Source organism: Pseudomaricurvus sp. (genome assembly GCF_965662505.1).
Classification (GTDB): domain Bacteria; phylum Pseudomonadota; class Gammaproteobacteria; order Pseudomonadales; family Cellvibrionaceae; genus Pseudomaricurvus.
Genome location: NZ_CBFIHX010000009.1, coordinates 21,122 through 38,224, shown reverse-complemented (window position 1 = coordinate 38,224; position 17,103 = coordinate 21,122). Strand labels below are relative to the sequence as shown.

The 17,103-nt window shown below is 48.4% G+C and carries 18 protein-coding genes; 8 read left to right on the top strand and 10 right to left on the bottom strand.

All coding sequences use genetic code 11. From position 1 onward, the window contains the following. Positions 1-13: 13 nt before the first annotated feature. The 4 genes from ACTG33_RS02315 to ACTG33_RS02300 form a co-directional block, all read right to left on the bottom strand. Entirely contained in the window at positions 14-862 is an 849-nt protein-coding gene (locus tag ACTG33_RS02315; protein ID WP_439133564.1) for a TauD/TfdA dioxygenase family protein, read from the bottom strand. A 162-nt stretch (positions 863-1,024) separates the two neighbouring features. Further along, complete coding sequence (locus tag ACTG33_RS02310; protein ID WP_439133563.1) at positions 1,025-1,780, bottom strand: IclR family transcriptional regulator; 756 nt, start codon at positions 1,778-1,780, stop codon at positions 1,025-1,027. A gap of 234 nt (positions 1,781-2,014) precedes the next feature. Next, a complete protein-coding gene (locus tag ACTG33_RS02305) occupies positions 2,015-2,512 on the bottom strand; it encodes a nuclear transport factor 2 family protein (protein WP_439133562.1) in 498 nt (165 codons plus the stop codon). Between the two features lie 324 nt (positions 2,513-2,836). Continuing rightward, on the bottom strand, positions 2,837-3,163 hold the full coding sequence (locus tag ACTG33_RS02300) for a glycine zipper domain-containing protein (protein WP_439133561.1): 327 nt from the start codon (positions 3,161-3,163) through the stop codon (positions 2,837-2,839). Between the two features lie 320 nt (positions 3,164-3,483). Here ACTG33_RS02300 and ACTG33_RS02295 point away from each other — a divergent pair, with 320 nt between their 5' ends. From ACTG33_RS02295 to eutC, 6 genes are all read left to right on the top strand, one after another. After that, complete coding sequence (locus ACTG33_RS02295; RefSeq protein WP_439133560.1) at positions 3,484-4,359, top strand: alpha/beta fold hydrolase; 876 nt, start codon at positions 3,484-3,486, stop codon at positions 4,357-4,359. A gap of 58 nt (positions 4,360-4,417) precedes the next feature. Continuing rightward, positions 4,418-4,804 (top strand): hypothetical protein, encoded by a 387-nt coding sequence (locus ACTG33_RS02290; RefSeq protein WP_439133559.1) that lies wholly within the window; start codon positions 4,418-4,420, stop codon positions 4,802-4,804. An 88-nt stretch (positions 4,805-4,892) separates the two neighbouring features. Next, positions 4,893-6,203, top strand: coding sequence for a GGDEF domain-containing protein (locus ACTG33_RS02285; protein WP_439133558.1), 1,311 nt, complete (start codon positions 4,893-4,895; stop codon positions 6,201-6,203). 280 nt (positions 6,204-6,483) lie between these two features. Beyond that, positions 6,484-7,530 carry a mechanosensitive ion channel family protein gene (locus tag ACTG33_RS02280; protein ID WP_439133557.1) on the top strand — a complete coding sequence of 349 codons (1,047 nt, stop codon included), beginning with the start codon at positions 6,484-6,486 and terminating at the stop codon, positions 7,528-7,530. Between the two features lie 50 nt (positions 7,531-7,580). Continuing rightward, on the top strand, positions 7,581-9,002 hold the full coding sequence (locus ACTG33_RS02275) for an ethanolamine ammonia-lyase subunit EutB (RefSeq protein WP_439133556.1): 1,422 nt from the start codon (positions 7,581-7,583) through the stop codon (positions 9,000-9,002). Further along, positions 8,999-9,928 carry an ethanolamine ammonia-lyase subunit EutC gene (eutC, locus tag ACTG33_RS02270; protein ID WP_439133555.1) on the top strand — a complete coding sequence of 310 codons (930 nt, stop codon included), beginning with the start codon at positions 8,999-9,001 and terminating at the stop codon, positions 9,926-9,928. Before ACTG33_RS02275 ends, eutC begins: the two co-directional genes overlap by 4 nt. A 4-nt stretch (positions 9,929-9,932) precedes the next feature. On the opposite strand, the gene ACTG33_RS02265 is transcribed toward eutC, so the two are convergent. Both ACTG33_RS02265 and ACTG33_RS02260 read right to left on the bottom strand, forming a co-directional pair. After that, positions 9,933-10,742, bottom strand: a complete 810-nt coding sequence (locus tag ACTG33_RS02265) for a CLCA_X family protein (protein WP_439133554.1) — start codon at positions 10,740-10,742, stop codon at positions 9,933-9,935. Positions 10,743-10,843: 101 nt separating this feature from the next. Beyond that, a complete protein-coding gene (locus ACTG33_RS02260) occupies positions 10,844-11,923 on the bottom strand; it encodes an alpha/beta hydrolase (RefSeq protein ID WP_439133553.1) in 1,080 nt (359 codons plus the stop codon). Positions 11,924-12,199: 276 nt separating this feature from the next. Between ACTG33_RS02260 and ACTG33_RS02255 the strand changes: the two genes are divergently transcribed. Next, positions 12,200-12,373 carry a YqaE/Pmp3 family membrane protein gene (locus ACTG33_RS02255; RefSeq protein ID WP_439133552.1) on the top strand — a complete coding sequence of 58 codons (174 nt, stop codon included), beginning with the start codon at positions 12,200-12,202 and terminating at the stop codon, positions 12,371-12,373. Between the two features lie 166 nt (positions 12,374-12,539). Beyond that, a complete protein-coding gene (locus ACTG33_RS02250) occupies positions 12,540-12,827 on the top strand; it encodes a hypothetical protein (protein WP_439133551.1) in 288 nt (95 codons plus the stop codon). Positions 12,828-13,027: 200 nt separating this feature from the next. Here the strand turns inward: ACTG33_RS02250 and ACTG33_RS02245 are convergent, their stop codons facing one another. The 4 genes from ACTG33_RS02245 to ACTG33_RS02230 all read right to left on the bottom strand — a co-directional run bounded on the left by ACTG33_RS02245 (position 13,028) and on the right by ACTG33_RS02230 (position 17,103). Further along, positions 13,028-13,426, bottom strand: coding sequence for a PaaI family thioesterase (locus ACTG33_RS02245; RefSeq protein ID WP_439133578.1), 399 nt, complete (start codon positions 13,424-13,426; stop codon positions 13,028-13,030). A 26-nt stretch (positions 13,427-13,452) separates the two neighbouring features. Next, positions 13,453-14,364: an SDR family NAD(P)-dependent oxidoreductase gene (locus tag ACTG33_RS02240; protein ID WP_439133550.1), complete on the bottom strand. Its 912-nt coding sequence runs from the start codon at positions 14,362-14,364 to the stop codon at positions 13,453-13,455. Positions 14,365-14,536: 172 nt separating this feature from the next. Then, positions 14,537-15,754, bottom strand: a complete 1,218-nt coding sequence (locus ACTG33_RS02235) for a CaiB/BaiF CoA transferase family protein (RefSeq protein WP_439133549.1) — start codon at positions 15,752-15,754, stop codon at positions 14,537-14,539. A gap of 221 nt (positions 15,755-15,975) precedes the next feature. Continuing rightward, positions 15,976-17,103 (bottom strand): FAS1-like dehydratase domain-containing protein, encoded by a 1,128-nt coding sequence (locus ACTG33_RS02230; protein ID WP_439133548.1) that lies wholly within the window; start codon positions 17,101-17,103, stop codon positions 15,976-15,978.

The following is a 17,103-nucleotide window of genomic DNA, read 5'->3' as shown; positions in this document are numbered from 1 at the left end:
ATGATGGATAACCTCAAGACAGCGCTTCCGTACCCGTAATGGTGGTGCGATGCATAAGACGCCCAGAATCCTGAGTGTAAGGGTGCGCACGGTGTAATAAGCCAGGGTTATTCCAGATCACCATATCGCCTTGCTGCCATTGATGGCGATAACAAAACTGTGGCTGAGTACACCAATCGAGCAGCTCTTTCAGTAGAGCACGACCTTCGTCCAGGTCCATCCCCACAATATGATCTGCGGTGGAACCTACCACCAGCGCGCTCCGACCATCGGCCTGCTTCCACACCAGCGGTTGCTCTGTGGCAGGGCCATCGCGCATCCAGCGTTCCAGGTCAACCAGGGACGGGTTCTTACACCAACGCAGATTCGCTGCCACAACGCCATGCACAACCTTGAGATCGTCGATCTGTGCTTTTTTCTCCGCGGGTAACTGTTCGTAAGCCAGGTACAGGTTGGCAAACTCGGTATCGCCGCCACTGCTGGAAGGCATTTCACATTTAAGATTGGTAGCTTTGGGGGGAATGGCATAACTCGTCCCATCCATATGCCAATACTCATTGGAGACGATGTAATCGATAAATTTGGCGCGCTTCGGATCCATAGTCACTTTGTAAATGCCCAAGGATTTCTCCTCGCCATTACCGGATGAATAGATCTTAGAAGGCTTCATCTTTCCCACGCGGTTACTGAATTCGACCTGCAATTCATCACTGATGCCAATAGCGGGAAACACCAGCACACCATGCTTATTCAACAACTCCAGACACTGTTCCGGCACGCCTTCATCCAGCAAATGATCCGGTGCGACATAGACTCGTGCACCCAATTCCGGGGAAATGGATTCTACGGATAGCTCAGTCATACTCTGCTCCTGGTTGGCTATTATTATAACTTTATGTTCGCATATACGAACAATATTATGCAGATACAAACAACTGATGAGATAGTACAACGTCTGAACGACTAATCAACCCTGCTGAATACATTAAAGAGGCATTTTGTCATTCATCATCTTGAAATCAGGTTATTGGCGCTGAAGCTTCTCTCTCCCTTCTTTCAGCACCTTCACATAAGAAGGCAGGTTTTTCTTCACCCGCGAAATAGGCCCCGCAAGACCAAAAGCCAGTTGGTGCCCCTGTATTCTGACCGGTACAGCCACCCCCATCACATCCGACAGTGATTCACCCTCAGAGGTAAAAAAGCCTTTTTCTAAACCGGCCTGAAGACTTTGTATCAATGCCGCTGCTTCCGTGATGCTGTTGTCATTAAAGCTGGTCAATTCCAATTTTGAAATCAATCGATCGCGCTCTCCATGCTCCATGATGGCCAGCAATGCCTTCCCCATGGAACTGACGTGTAGATCTTTTAAGTCTCCCGCCCTCGCGGTAAACCGAATAGCATGAATGCCCTCAAACACTTCGGTATATACCGCTTGCTGTCCCTGAAGGCGACCGATAAATATGGTCTCGCCGGTAACGTCCCGCAGACGCTTCAAGATATTCTCGACACGTTCCTTGATCGGATTGAAGCGGTTTATTTGCTCGCCCAAATCCATCAAGCGTCGCGAGGGGTAGTAATGTTTACCGCCATCAATCACCAACACGTAACCAAGATGCACCAGTGTCTGAATCAATTCATGACAGCTGCTTTTCGGAGCTGCCATGGCCTCCGCCACTTCAGCCAGAGACAGCGGTCGCTTGGCTTCGGCAAACGCCGCAAACAATTCCATGGTGCGAATGGCAGACTTCACCAGTTTGGGTGAACCGGAGTTTTTCATCATTCTTATCTCTGATTACAATTATTTATGAGCTCAGTGTATCGGTATTTGATCACGGGTTCTGCGCCAAAAATCGACCGAGACTTTCCCACACAACCGAGGCTTTCCCGCACAGAAGCCATTACATTGCTGGCGAGATGTGATTTTGGCGATATTGTCAGTATGCACAGCGGTTACACTGGACATACTGACCAATAGGGTTTTGTTACTGAGGGTAGTACAGTGCAGACTGCGAAATCAGTCCTGCTTGAGGCGGGTTTGAGTCACCTCATCCCACTCGGGCATACCGGGGAATGGGCCGTAATCCGGCCCGTCCACCAGCTCTTCAGAAAAATCGATCGGTCCGCGATAGCCCAGTGAGAAGTGTCTCCAGCGAAATACCCAGTGACCGTTTTCCTTCACAAAGCGGTCATAGTAAACCCCCTGCGCCATGGACGAACTGCCATCCGGCATCTTGGTAATTTCAGTACAATGAATACGGGCAATGGCTTCATCACCATCCACTTTCAGGGTTGGGTAACCCAGGATCATTTGTACCTGAGCGGTATACCCCAGTAGCTTGTCAAAAGTTGCGCGGATTTCATCACGACCCTTCATATGCATTCCCGCCAGCTTCCACTCGCCGTTTTCCGCGAATAGATTTCCATAAGCATTACCATCCTTGCGATATACGGCGTCAATAAAGCGGCCGTACAATTGACGGATTTCGTAATCTGCAACCAGTAATTCAGACATATTCTGCTCCTTTCAACTCTGCGTTAATCTATGATCGTTATACTCTGGATTCTATAGTTCAACATCCGTGTACAGCAAGGAGCAACTACCCCATCACCGCAGAAGAGCCGTAATAGAGCACAATCATACAAACTGAATCGCTTGATTGGCGCTGGAAATATCGCCAGGAACAATGAATACGGAAATACCAATTCAGCAGTCAAATAGCTGCTCGAATAGATAAGCACACTCTCACGGAACTTGCACATTCCAAAGGGAGCTAACGGGATAAATTGAAATGATCATCTGGTTAAGAACATGTCTTAACCAGATGATTTCAGGGTTTTAGCAGTTCCCTTTTTTCGCCTGTCCCGGCGGACAAAAGTGGCTATGTTTTTTGTATTTCCCGTGATGTTCATAATGCCGATGTTTACGATGCTCATCCCGGTATTGATCACGGTCATTGTCCTGAGTTGTTACCGCAGCACCTGTTGCCGCACCAATCGCGCCACCAAGAATAGCCCCGTCACGACCGCCCACTTCATTACCGACCGCCGCACCAATGGCACCGCCGATTCCGCCGCCAATAGCTGCATCTACCGTTTTATCATCGGCCACTGCAAAGGAAGTTGCGGTTAACGACAGTATGGTCACTAGCACATGTAATCGCATAGTTTTATCCTCGCTTAATAATTTGTGTTATTGAAAATAGTCGTATCGCTATAACTTCCAGTATAAATAGAGCAGCTGTATCATTTGTGAACGGACAGATATAGGTTTCAATATTTGCGAAATGATTTCGGTGAGCTTTTGAAATTTTTGACCAATATCACACCGCATGTAGAAACCACAAAACTCTTAACGCCAACCTTTATAGAGGGTGAACAAACACTTTCGATGCGAACTCTGACAGTTTCCAGTAGGATATAACTCTCGACGATCATAGAAATCTGCATCAGATAGCTAAAATAATTGCAAACAGAGTCACACAAATGTCCGACAACACTGAGCCCACATCAAAATTCTTTCATTCTCAAGGGTTAAAGCTGCACTATCTGGATTGGGGTAATACCTTAGCTCCGACGCTGATACTGGTGCACGGCATGCATGATCATGCCCGCAGCTGGGACTGGGTAGCTCGTGACCTGAGTCAAAACTGGCACGTGATCGCTGTGGACTTACGAGGTCATGGTGACAGTGGCTGGTCGCCAGACCGCGCCTACCACAACCCTTACCTATTGCACGATTTAGTGGACCTTGTGGACAGTCTCGATGCTGAAACCGTAACCATCGTCGCCCATTCACTAGGGGGAAACCCTGCAACACGCTTTGCCGCGTTATATCCTAAGAGAGTCGACAAACTGGTACTGGTGGATGCCATGGGCCCCTACCCTTCGGTTGTCGAAGCCTGGAACAAGCATGGCGTTGTTAACCGCTCACGCTACTGGCTGGAAAAAAGTCAGAAAACAGCGAACAAAGTTCCACGAGGTTTCGCAACCCTGGATGAAGCCATTGCCCGTATGGCCAAGGTCAATAAACATTTATCCGCCGAGCAAGTCAGTCACTTGGCCACCCATGGCGTGTGTCAATACGATGATGGCTATGGCTGGAAGTACGATCCGGCCACCGGCAATTTTCTACCCGAAGACTTTGCCATTAGCCTTGAAGCCTACTGGCGTGAAATCACATCACCCACGTTAATCTGTTGGGGCTCTGACAGCTGGACCAGCAGCCCAGCCATAGATGGTAGTGCAGCACACTTCTGCAATCATCAAAGTGTGGAATTCGAAAACGCTGGCCATTGGATTCATCACGATCAGTTCGATGAATTTATGAAGGCTCTAAACACCTTCTTCAACGATCAATAATGTTTGACTAGTTTTTAAAAACAGGGATGCGCCTAACATCAATCCAAGTAGGTTTGGTATGTTTAATAATCACAAGTTCTGTGTGGTCGATGTATTAGGGTTACTTATCGGCTACGAAGACGAATACGGTGTGCTGAATCTATATTTACTGGACGGGTCAGAGAACAATAAAGCCAAGTTTTCACAACACTCCCTAGAAGATATTTTACATTCTGTAACGATACCTGATGCAAAGAATGAACGTATAAAAATTTCGGACTCTGCTCTGTTGGAATTTATTCGCCGCAACCTGTCTCCTAATAAGAACCCTACCACACCATACATCCTCGACGCTCACATTACCGGGACCCTGGATTTGGATAGTGAAGAAGTGCAATTTCATAATGTCAGCCATGCCACACTGATGGATCACAAGGGGACTTACATCTTTGAAGCCAAGCCTTGACACGCGTTCACCGCATCAGCATCCCCTGTAACAACTCCACCAATCCCGCTATCATGTGAAACTTTACTAATTCACCCCCAGACTGAATATGTTACGTTCTTTAACGGTCAAACTGACCCTTGCCATGCTCACCACCAGTCTTCTGACATTGACTGTAGTGGCTATAATTACTCCTCGTCTGATCGAGCAGCGTTTTGTGTCGATGGCCAAAAAGCAGCATTATCAGGTCTTTCAACAGAGTATTGGGGCATTTCTGGGCACGGGTGCCAGCTTGGGCACTTCAGAGCAAGCACGGCAGTTTTCCAGCTTTTTGCGGGGGTATATGGACCGCAACCGACAGAGACCACGGCATTCTTTTGGGCCTCCAAGAATGGGCCCCGGATCACCCCCTCCACCTCGTCCGGAGCGTCGAACCTCTCCTCCCTTTGAATTTTTGGTGGTTGATCCGGTTGGTCATGTTCTTGTACCCACAAAAACCCATGATGTGGGAGAGCAAGTGAAATTTGCAGACTTCTCCCATAAAGATACCCTCCAGGTGAATGGCAGCACGGTTGCTTTTGTCATTACCCATGAAGACCCTCCCCTAAATGATAATGACAAAGCCTATCTGGATGTACTAAAGACCTCCCTTTACACAGGACTTATCATTGCACTTGCTATCAATCTGGTTGTGGGCTTTTTCTTGGGAACGCGGCTGTCTTCAGCGCTTAAAAAGCTTACTTCTGCAGTTAAGAACATGGGTAATGGTGAATTACGTCAACAAGTGAACATTACCTCTAATGACGAGATTGGTGTCTTTGCGAGCGCCTTCAATCGAATGAACAACGAACTGGCCAGTGCCTATCAAGAACTTAAAACGTCTCATCAAACCATCGAAAAGCAGGCTCTGGAATTAAAAGAACTCAGTGTTCGCGATGAGCTCACCGGTTTGCACAACCGCCGCTTTTTTAATGAACAGTTTACTTTGTTACACGCCAATGCCGTACGCTATAACCATCCGTTTGTAATCGTCCTCGGTGATATCGATAAATTTAAATCCATCAACGATAACTTCTCTCACCTGATTGGCGACCAAGTGCTAACCGCCGTAGCACATATCATTCAGAAGAGTGTGCGAGATGGTGATGTGGTGGCTCGCTACGGTGGTGAGGAAATTGCCATCATTTTTTCTGAGTCCGATGCACATGAAGCATTTACCATCACTGAACGTATACGAAAGTCCGTTGAGCAATACCCATGGCAGACAATCCATCCAGATCTTCAAGTCACGATCAGTTTTGGCCTGTGCACTCAACTGGACCCATCGGATTCAATGAAAATGCTGGATACCGCGGACAACCATCTTTATCAGGCCAAGGAAGCAGGACGCAACCGAACCATCAGCGAGATTCACTCATAGGGCTTGGCAGGCACCAAATGTGTTCGCCCTCCTCTAAAACGCTGCCTATTGATGCAGTATTTTGTCATATCACTACTTATTCCTTACGTCATTAACGGAATAGAGCTTGCATAATGTATTGATCATTCTTTCGTGAAATCAGGTTAGATCTATGAAGGAACCGATCATACAAAGCTTCGATCTTGCTTCTATAATTGATTCTCCTCTGGTTACCTGCCTGCTCATCAGCCTCATCTCATTACTTATTTTCCTGTTGCTGAAAAGGATAGTATTAAGACATTTGACCCGCTGGATAAGCAAAACCAGTTTCTGGTTTGACAGTCTGATTATTGAATCCAGCAGTTTGCCACTTACACTGCTTATTATCCTGCTGCATATAAACCTTTTAAATCACCTGCTTACTGCGAGCGATATTGTTCACTCAGGAATTTCTCAATACAGCCATATTGCCAGTATTATTTTATTCGTACTGGCGATAGTGATTTTTATTGATCGCGTGTGCGTGGCTTCGATCAGCCGCCACGTCAAGAAATCCGAAGTCTTGCGCGACAGCCAAACCATTGTAAAAGGTCTCAGCCGCGCGTTTATTATCGGCATTGGCCTGCTGATGTTGCTGAGCACATTGGGTATTTCGATCACGCCCATTATCGCGTCACTGGGCATTGGTTCATTGGCGGTTGCACTAGCCTTGCAACCTACGCTGGAGAATTTTTTCTCCGGTGTGCAATTGATCATCGACAAGCCCATTCGGGTGGGCGATTTTATTGAGTTGGATTCTGGTGAACAGGGATTTGTTGAACATATTGGCTGGCGTTCTACCTGGATCAAGATGCTGCCAAACAACACAGTTATCATGCCAAACAGTGAGTTATCCAAATCAAAAATTATTAATTACTTTTATCCGGCAAAAGAAATGTCAGTTCCCGTCGAAGTCAGTGTGCATTACGACTCCGATTTAGAGCGGGTTGAGGAAGTGACGCTGGAAGTCGCCAGAGAGATTCTGAACGATCACCCCTGGGGTGTCGAAACCTACGATACTTTTGTGGTTTATCACACGTTCGACAGTTCCAGTATCAACTTTACCGTAATGCTGCGAGCCCAGGAGTACTTTCACCAATTTTTTATTCGTTCCGCATTTATCAAAGCGTTACATAAACGGTTCAAGAGTGAGGGCATAGTCATTCCTTATCCGATTCGTGCCGTCAACCTCGCCCAGGAAAAGGTACCCGTTAACAATGCTCTGCAGGCCCAAAACCCGACAAAAGCCACACAAACACAGGATGTTCATGAGGCCTCATCCAGTCATCAAGCAGAAGCCATCAAATAATGCTCACACCAGGATATCTTATACAACATATTCCATCAGGCGAATAAGCCATGACAAGGTCGGATCGCAGGTTTCAATTTCACAACACCGTCGGAGCACTGACATATCAATTTCGAGATCTCGCGGAACTGATGGCCAAAGCAACGCCCGACCGGGCAGGAGACCGGCTTGCGGGTATAGCCGCAGTCTCAGCTGAAGAACGTGTCGTCGCCCAAATGACACTGGCATCTGTACCACTGAAACAGTTTTTAGACGATGTTTTGATTCCTTACGAGAAAGATGACGTCACTCGATTAATCATTGATGATCATGAGAAAGCGGCGTTTGAGCCCATTTCTCATTTAACCGTAGGAGATTTCAGAGATTGGCTGCTCAGTGATTTGGCGTCCCCTGAGTTATTGAGCCAGATTCGGGCTGGTACTACCCCTGAAATGGCGGCCGCGGTCAGTAAGATCATGCGCAATCAGGATTTGATATTGGTGGCTAAAAAATGCCATGTGACAACCGCCTTTCGCAATACGCTGGGCCTGCCCGGCCACTTATCGACCCGCCTACAACCTAATCACCCCACGGACGATTTAACCGGTATCGCGGCAAGTATTCTAGACGGACTGTTATTCGCCAACGGCGATGCGGTTATTGGCATCAACCCCGCCACTGATAACGTCGCACAAACCTGCCGACTTCTAAACATGACAGCTGAGATCATTGAGCATTATGAGATTCCCACCCAATCCTGCATCCTGACTCACGTCACCAATACCCTCGAAGCGATTGAACAGGGCGCTGCTGTGGATCTGGTGTTTCAATCCATTGGGGGGACACAGATAACCAACGACAGCTTTGGGTTTAGCCTTGCCACTCTGGCGGAAGCACAGGACGCAGCCCTTTCACTCAACCGCGGCACCCGGGGCAACAACGTCATGTATTTTGAAACCGGCCAGGGCAGCGCTCTGTCGGCCGGTGCGCATCACAATCTGGATCAGCAAACCTGCGAAGCCCGCGCTTACGCCGTGGCTCGAAAGTTTAATCCGTTATTAGTGAATACGGTTGTGGGCTTTATTGGTCCTGAATACCTATACGACGGCAAAGAGATAACCCGCGCCGGTCTAGAAGATCATTTCTGTGGAAAATTACTCGGCTTACCCATGGGCTGCGATGTGTGCTACACCAACCACGCCGAAACCGATCAAAACGATATGGATAATTTATTGACCTTACTGGGCGTCGCCGGATGCAATTTTATAATGGGCGTCCCCGGTGCTGACGACATCATGCTCAACTACCAAACCACCTCGTTTCACGATGCACTCTATCTTCGCCGTGCACTGGGTTTAAAACCCGCACCAGAATTTTATGACTGGCTGCAGTCCATGGATATATTACGCAATCGTGACAATTTCACGCTTAACCCAAATGTTCCAGAGGTATTTCAGCGTCCTTTAAATCATTTATCTGACCGGCAACTATGATCAAACCCGATTCTGTCTCTAAAGCGAAAAGCCCGGTTATTGAGAATACCTGGCAGCGACTGCAGGCTTTCACCGATGCCCGTATTGGCCTCGGCCGCGCGGGTATCAGCCTTCCCACGCAACACTTACTGGCCTTTCAGCTGGATCATGCCAGGGCGCAGGACGCCGTTCACCATCCTTTTGATGTGGACAGACTGGCCCTAGAGCTAAAACGAAGACTTAAGCAACCGTTTGAACAACAATCTGGTGAACAACAGCCATGGTCAGCCTCAAACGAGGTTTTCTGTTTGCACAGCGAAGCACCTGATCGTGCCAGTTACCTGCAACGCCCGGATTATGGTCGAAGCTTAAACACTGCGTCGAAACAAAAGCTCACCGGTCATCTAGTAGAAGCAGAAGTAGTAGAATCAGAAGAACCCGTCGAGCTGGTTATTGTAATTGCCGACGGTCTGTCTGCGCTGGCCATTGAGGAAAACGTTGTACCCTTTTTGGAAACGTTAATTCCTAAACTATTGCAAAGTCCCTCACCGTGGCGCATCGCTCCTTTGTGCATTGTTGAACAGGGACGAGTTGCGATTGGCGATATGGTAGGTGAACTGTTGTCAGCACAGTGTGTGATGGTCTTGATCGGTGAGCGTCCCGGTCTTAGCTCTCCCGACAGTATGGGCTTGTATCTGACCTGGAATCCCAAGGTGGGTCGCAGTGATGCTCAGCGCAATTGTATTTCCAATATTCGACCCGCGGGATTGCAATACTCTGACGCCTGTCACAAAGCGGTCTATCTTTTGACGGAAGCCCGAAGGCGCCAGCTCTCTGGAGTTCAACTTAAAGAACGGTCGGAGGAGGTCAATATTGAAGATAAAAGCCACAACCCTAACAACAATTTTTTAGTACCCTCACCTGGCAGAGAAGATACAAGCGTATAACGCATTAACCCGATCGGGCCTGTAACGCATAACCCAGGCACGAGAAATAGTTTTGGAAAGCCGAGTTAATCCTCTCTCTGTGAGCGCCTGTAGGATAAAGTCCCATACGCGCCTCTTCCGTGGCTTTCGTTCCGGACACCAGAAAATTATTACTGATCTGAGAATCTTGCACAAAGGCTTCAAAGGCGCGGGCACACAGCTCTACCGGTTTGCTGAAGTAGTTGCAGCCTTGCGCTTTATCCACTTGAAGAGAAATACGAACCAGTTCACTGGGCTTATCGGAATTTTCATCCAGAAAAATTGCTCTAAAACAAGCAAAGAGGTAATCGTTAATCGGATGTGCAACTGGCGTCGCCTCACTCAGCCAGGCCTCGGACGCATAACAGTCAGAAGACACATCACTGAACGCCTTATCAGCCAGATAGTGATCCAGCGCGTGAAACCACTCATGGGCAATGGAGCCGGGGCCAGCATTTTTTGCCAGAGAAAAACTTCTGGCTGAAGGGTTATAAAACGCCGAAATACCGGGTCGGCCGCCAATCCCATACTGAAAAGACAGCGCACCTCGCAGCGAAATCAAGGTTTCAGGCCCTTGTAGAATCGTCATTAAATCCACCAGAGCATCGTAAAACAACCCTGCCGCACGATCGCGCTCTTGCTCGGTAACCCAGCGTCCGACACTGATGGAGCGAAAGCCAAACCGCCTCCTGACGTCGACAAAGCTGACAGGGGTGGCGTCCACGGAGTCAACCAAGCTTTCATTCAAACCTTTGTGGTTGAGTCCTCGGCGATAAAACTGACGAGATGGATTCATGGTTAGTTTTTTAAGAAATTGCTCAGAATTAATTACTGTATATTAATACAGCAAACTATTCTGAGCAAGAACTCTCAGCTGTGCCTACCCGACAAGGTGGCTTAACGTCTCACGTCGCTCAACACCTCTTTTAGCATCGCATTCGCCAGCCTCAAAAACGCTAACGTATCCTGCTGAGCAGACGGAATGGCTTTGCGATAAGTGGCAAACCCGTGAATATTCCCCTTGGCTTCATAATAGATGGTGGGCACGCCAGCTTCGATCAGCTTGGCCGCATAAGCTCGTCCCTGATCGCGAAGAGGGTCTAGCGAAGCAGTGACCAGCACCGTAGGCGGCAAACCTTCAAGGTTGGCGAGCAAAGGTGAAGTACGAACGCTTTGCGGGTCAGCAGCATAAAAGTCATTCTTGTCATCAGATATATCGAGAGCAAAGCCTTGGCCGAATTGTTCGGCAGAGGGATACTTTTTTGTGCTGTCTGAGGCAGGGTAAATAGGCAGCTGCATGATTACTGGCAAAGCCGCTGGTTTATCACGCAACGCCAACGTCGTGACCAGAGTAATGTTTCCGCCCGCGCTGTCGCCGCTGATGATGAGCCCGGTAAAGTTTCGATCGAATGCTTTACTATTTTCGGCCACCCAACGAGCGGCTGCTTCGCCATCATCCACTGCAGCTGGCCAAGGACTTTCCGGCGCTAATCGGTAGTTCACCGAGATAACGGGGAGATCAAGCTGTCGAGCCATTTCCGCAGTCAGCCCCTCGTGGGTTTCGATACTACCCACAACAAAACCACCACCATGGAAAAATACAACCACCGGCCCTGCCTCACGCTCAGCACGAGAGTCGTATAAACGCATTCTGATATCGCCGTCTGGACCCGGCATGATGACATCTTCAACCGTTGCTAAATCACCCACGGGAAGATCATCGGTATTCTTCATCTTCTCGGGCGGCAGTTTGTGGATCATTGTCAACATTTGGCGAGTAAATTTAGGACGGGGGTGCGCTTTAAGATTATCGAGATACGCACGTACATCGGGTTTAATATAAGGCCCTGTTGCGTGTTCCACTGGTGCTTCCTTGTTGGCGTTCTCTTCATGATGATTGGCCGAGACAAAACCACCCGAGTGCAGAAGACTGAGGGCTCCCGCCATACACAACAATAATTTATTTAATCTTCTCATTTTATTCTCCGTAATTATTATGCTGAAAATTATTGGTGTTAAGACTGACGCCCTGAAAATTATATCCACTAACACAGTTACTCTTAACGACTTTCAGAGTCCACACCCAAGCTCAATATTCCACCTTATAAAACATCAATGATCATATTTACAATTTCGACTGTAAAAACGACACAATAAACCTGCCAAATGCGCTTAAACTCCGCGGGATAGGCTATGGCATGATAAGTGCATATATACTCAAGGTAAGAATTAGTAACTCAATAAGGATCTTACATGCCAGTCACAGCGACAGACCCCATAAAAATCCTCTTTGCCATATTACTCCCTCCCCTTGGAGTGTTTCTGGAAATTGGGCTGAAAGGCCATTTCTGGTTGAATATTCTTCTTACAATGCTTGGTTTTGTCCCAGGGATTATTCACGCCTTGTATGTAATCTTGAAGCATTGATGGCTAACCCGACCGTGTTAGAGATCAGAGAGCATACACGTCATATATCTCGCTCAAGTAATTAAATGGGCAGCTCACATCGCCTTTTAAGATCAGAAATTTAGCACTTTGGTTTGGTGTGACTTTTGCTTAAACCTAAGTAACCCCCAAAAAAGGAGTTCCACAAATGAAACGTAAAATGATTTACAGTGCCATGTTATTGAGTGCCGTAGCTACTTTGTCAGCTTGTGACGTCGACCAAACTGAAGAGGGCGAACTTCCCGATGTGGATGTTTCCATGGAAGGAGGGAATATGCCCGAATATGATGTCGATACTGCAGATGTTTCTGTGGAGTCTAAAGAGGTCGAAATGGAAGTGCCAGACGTCGACGTCGACGTGGATACCAAGACCGAGACGATAAGTGTACCCGACGTAAATGTCGATATGCCTGAAGACGATGATGTTAACGACTAAATAATGGTTCGCCACACATCGGCATATCTTCACTGATAAAACGTCAGAGATACATATGTGGCCACTAGCTGACGGCTCGTTATAATCCAAGGTAAGGGCGGGTAGCCCTTACCTTGGATTTTTCACTTAGGATTTTAACTTAGAGTGAGAATGTATTGACCACGACTCTTTAAAAGGGCGTCTATTTTTTAGGAGGACGACTACTTTTTAGAAGGGCGGCTAATACTCCACACACCCTTACCTTCCATCACGGCTTTGCCATCCACTTTGAGGACACCGCGGGCAAAGGCCAGCTTTCGTCCCTGTTTCAGGATCTCGCCTTCAAGCTCGACAAAAGCTGGAGGATGGACGGCGCTGAGGAAATGACTGTCTAAATGAACGGTGGAACATAAGGCTCGATCTGACTTTTCCCACACCATCAAAGACAAAGCGTGATCCATAAAGGTCATCAAGACACCACCATGGATAACGCCCTGAGCATTAGCGTGACTTTCATCCAACTGCACAGCGTAACGCCAGCCGTCTTCACCTTTCTGCGTCCACAGGGCATTCAGTGATGCTGGAATGCCCTTCATTTCTTTCCGCGTCCAGTTTTCCATCGTCACGCTGCTATCCTTCGGAACATTTATTTTTTACTGGCCATGGCGAAGCTGAACTTCAGATGATCAATATGGCCGAGTGGCACGGGGTCAAATACCTGCGTCTCATCCGCATTGCGGATATTCTCCATCTGCTCACTGATCTGCTCGACAGTCCAGGTTGGTTGGTAAACCCCTGGTGTCTCAACTGAGTAGGCTCTGGCCACGCGACCAGCAGCAGAAATCAGCATTTCGCCAGTGACTGAACAGGACTCATGAGCCAACCAGCCCACCGCCGGTGCTACTTGATTCGGATCCATCGGCGGAAAGGCGCTGGTATCGACGCCTTCAGACATACGGGTCACCGCTGCAGGCAGAATCACATTGCTCTTGATGCCAAACTCTTCGCCCTCAATCGCAGCCACATTGGACAAGCCCTGCAGGCCCGCTTTGGCCACACTGTAATTGGCAGCGCCAGCGTTGCCGTACAGACCGTTGATGGAACCGGTCATCACGATGCGACCGTAGCCAGCCTTTTTCATGTGTGGATACGCTGCGCGCACCACATGAAAACCACCGCGCAAATGGACATCGAGTACATCTTCAAAGTCGTCAATACTCATCTCATCCAATGTGGCACGACGCACAATGCCAGCGTTGTGAATCAGGATGTCAACTCGTCCGTAGTTGCTCAGCGCCGTATCAATCATGGCCTGACCACCTTCGGGGGTCGCGACTGAATCGGTATTGGCAACGGCTTCGCCACCGGCGGCTTTGATTTCCTGAACCACTTCTTCCGCCGGCCCTGCGTCTACCCCATCGCCCTTCATGCTGACACCGGGGTCATTGACAACGACTTTGGCCCCTTTGGACGCAAGAAGCAAAGCGTAGGCTCGACCCAGTCCTCGTCCGGCACCAGTAATTACCGCTACGCGATCATCAAATCTCAATTCTGACATGCTTTACCCCTGTCTCTTTGCTGTATTTTGTCTTTGAACATCACTTGCCGAGCAAGTTTTATGCTCCAGATTCTATGCTCTAAAGTCGGGGAAGTCATGGACACAGGGTCAAATCACCACGAGCATCAACAGAAACCTAATACAGGTTAATTTTGATCAAATAACAACCAATTCAATTGACTGTTTGAGCGGTTCTAAGGGCCTGAATATCAGCCTCACTCATACCCAGCACGTCCTTGAGAATGCCATCGGTATCCTGCCCCAAAACTGGCGGCGCAGAGGGCACTGGCTGTTCATCGCCAGGAAATTTAATCGGTCGGTTCACAATCGGAATATTACCCAATGACTGATGCTCTGTTTCAACCACCATGTTACGAGCAACCGCCTGAGGCTGAGATAAGGCATCGTGTATCCCCAGAATAGGGGCATTGGGAACCTGAAACTCATTGAAGAGGTCTACCAGCTCCTGAACTGTCTTCTGTTGCGTGAAGTCTGACACGATACTATTGACCAACTCTCGAGCATCGCGCCGCTTCTCAATCATGTCAAACCGAGGGTCTGTAGCAAGCTCAGGGCAGCCCAGCGCCTGACAGACACGCACCCAGAAACTGTTCGTTAAGCAGGCAATAATGATAGAGCCGTCGGCTGCGGGAAAACTGCCATAAGGCACCAGATTGGGGTGTTGAGAACCCTGTGGCTTAGGGTCTTCTCCTGAGAAAAAGGCCATCTGAGCCAAATACCCCAGCATTCCCATCATGCCATCCAGAAGACTGACATCAATAAGACGACCGCGGCCTGTGGTATTCCGCTCGTGGAGTGCCGCCAAAATACCAATCGGACCGTTTATTCCACCAATCAAGTCGCCTAACGGAATACCCATCTTGGTTGGCGCTCCACCCTGCTCACCATTGATACTCATCGCGCCAGACAACGCCTGCAGGACGATATCAAACGAAGGCCTGTCACGCATTGGACCATCCTGCCCGAAACCAGAAATGGAACAGTAAATCAGTTTCGGATTCATGGCTGACAATACGTCATAACCTAACCCCAAACGATCCATGACTCCTGGGCGATAATTCTCAATGACCACGTCACACTTCGATGCGAGATCTTTCGCTAAATTAATACCCGCTTCCGTCTTTAAATCAATCACAATACTTTTCTTGCCGCGATTGATGCTCAGATAGTAGTGGCTTTCACCATTGCGAAACGGCGGGAAGGTACGGGTTTCATCACCGATTCCAGGTGGTTCAACCTTGATAATTTCTGCACCCAGATCCGCCAGCGCCAGAGAAGCCGAAGGCCCCGCCAGTACGCGCGTAAAATCCAGAACTCTGATTCCCTGTAAAGGACCATCCCAGGTTGGGGCGTCATTCTCTTCTTGCATAGATGGGCAACCCTGCAGTCAGTGACAACTCTGTATGAAGATTGCCTCGAGAACAGCAATCCATTTTATTATGATTATTTCAGTGAACGTTTCGTTCAGTTTTTATTGAAAAATACGCTATCAATATAACATTGTGCTGCAGAATATTTTTTAATAAAAACGGCGGTTCCTAGAAGAATAAGGAACCGCCATTATTGTTTAACTTACCTTTACCTCACGTATTATCCGCGAGTCGGCAACTCAACAATAGAATACCCCTGAGCAGACAACTCATCGCGATGGGTCTTGGCAACCTGCTTGATTTCAACCAGATGCTTGCCATCTTCAACCCACTTGCGAGTCACAGTTCCGTCGATAAAGATTACATCACCATCCGGGTTATGGCGACGGATTTCGCTCTTGCTCTTACGCAGAAAGCCATCATCACCCATCCAGTTGGTCGCCTGATGCGTCAACCAGGAGCAGCGCTCGGGACCGTAATCGTAAGCACCAGGTGCGCCAACTTCCAGAGCAAACTCTTCATCCCAATGAACTCGCTCAGGGCAGTCAGGCACATTGAAACGGTTTTTAATACCAGTACCCGGATGCTTCTTCTGCATTTCGTGAGCCAGTTTGTTGGCACGAATATACAGACCGCCCCAGCCCTGAGCGTAACAGATGAAACCGGTTACCGTCATTGGACCTTTCATCATACGTGGCAGTTCATCGCCTTCGTTAACATCTTCCCAATAACGCTTTTCAGCACCACGAATTTCTTCTTCGTCGTATAACTTACCCCATTCAGCCAGCTGCTCATCGGTGAAAGGCTCAACACGACCACGAGCTTCGGTGTACTTGGTGCCGCGCTCACGAGCTTCGTCACGGTCGGTACGGAATACCCAGCTGTCCGCATCTGCGACCAGATCACCGTCCTGATTGTAGAAATCTACGTGGTAAATTTGCTGGAACGCACGACCGGCAAACTTGGTGTTGTGCTCAACCAAATCCTTCAGGTAAGCCTCGGTGGTAATGGTGTCGTTACGCAGAACCGGCTTGTGCCAGTTCCAGTCAGCACCGGCCCACATGGCGTGAACGCCTGACAGACCACCACAGTAACCGGAGATAATACGGCTAGTGGTAAACATAAAGCTTGGCAGTGCGACGACATCACCATATTGGGTTTTCTTGGCATACTCTGGATCACACCACAAAGGGTTGTTATCGCCGATACCATGTGCGTAGTGACGAATCGCATCGCGAGTGGCTTCGTAGTTCCACGGTTCAATAGTATTGGTGATTTTAACCCCGATACGCTCGCGAAGAGAGGCCAGGCCTTCTTCAGTAATTTTTGGAAACTTGTTGGTAGACAT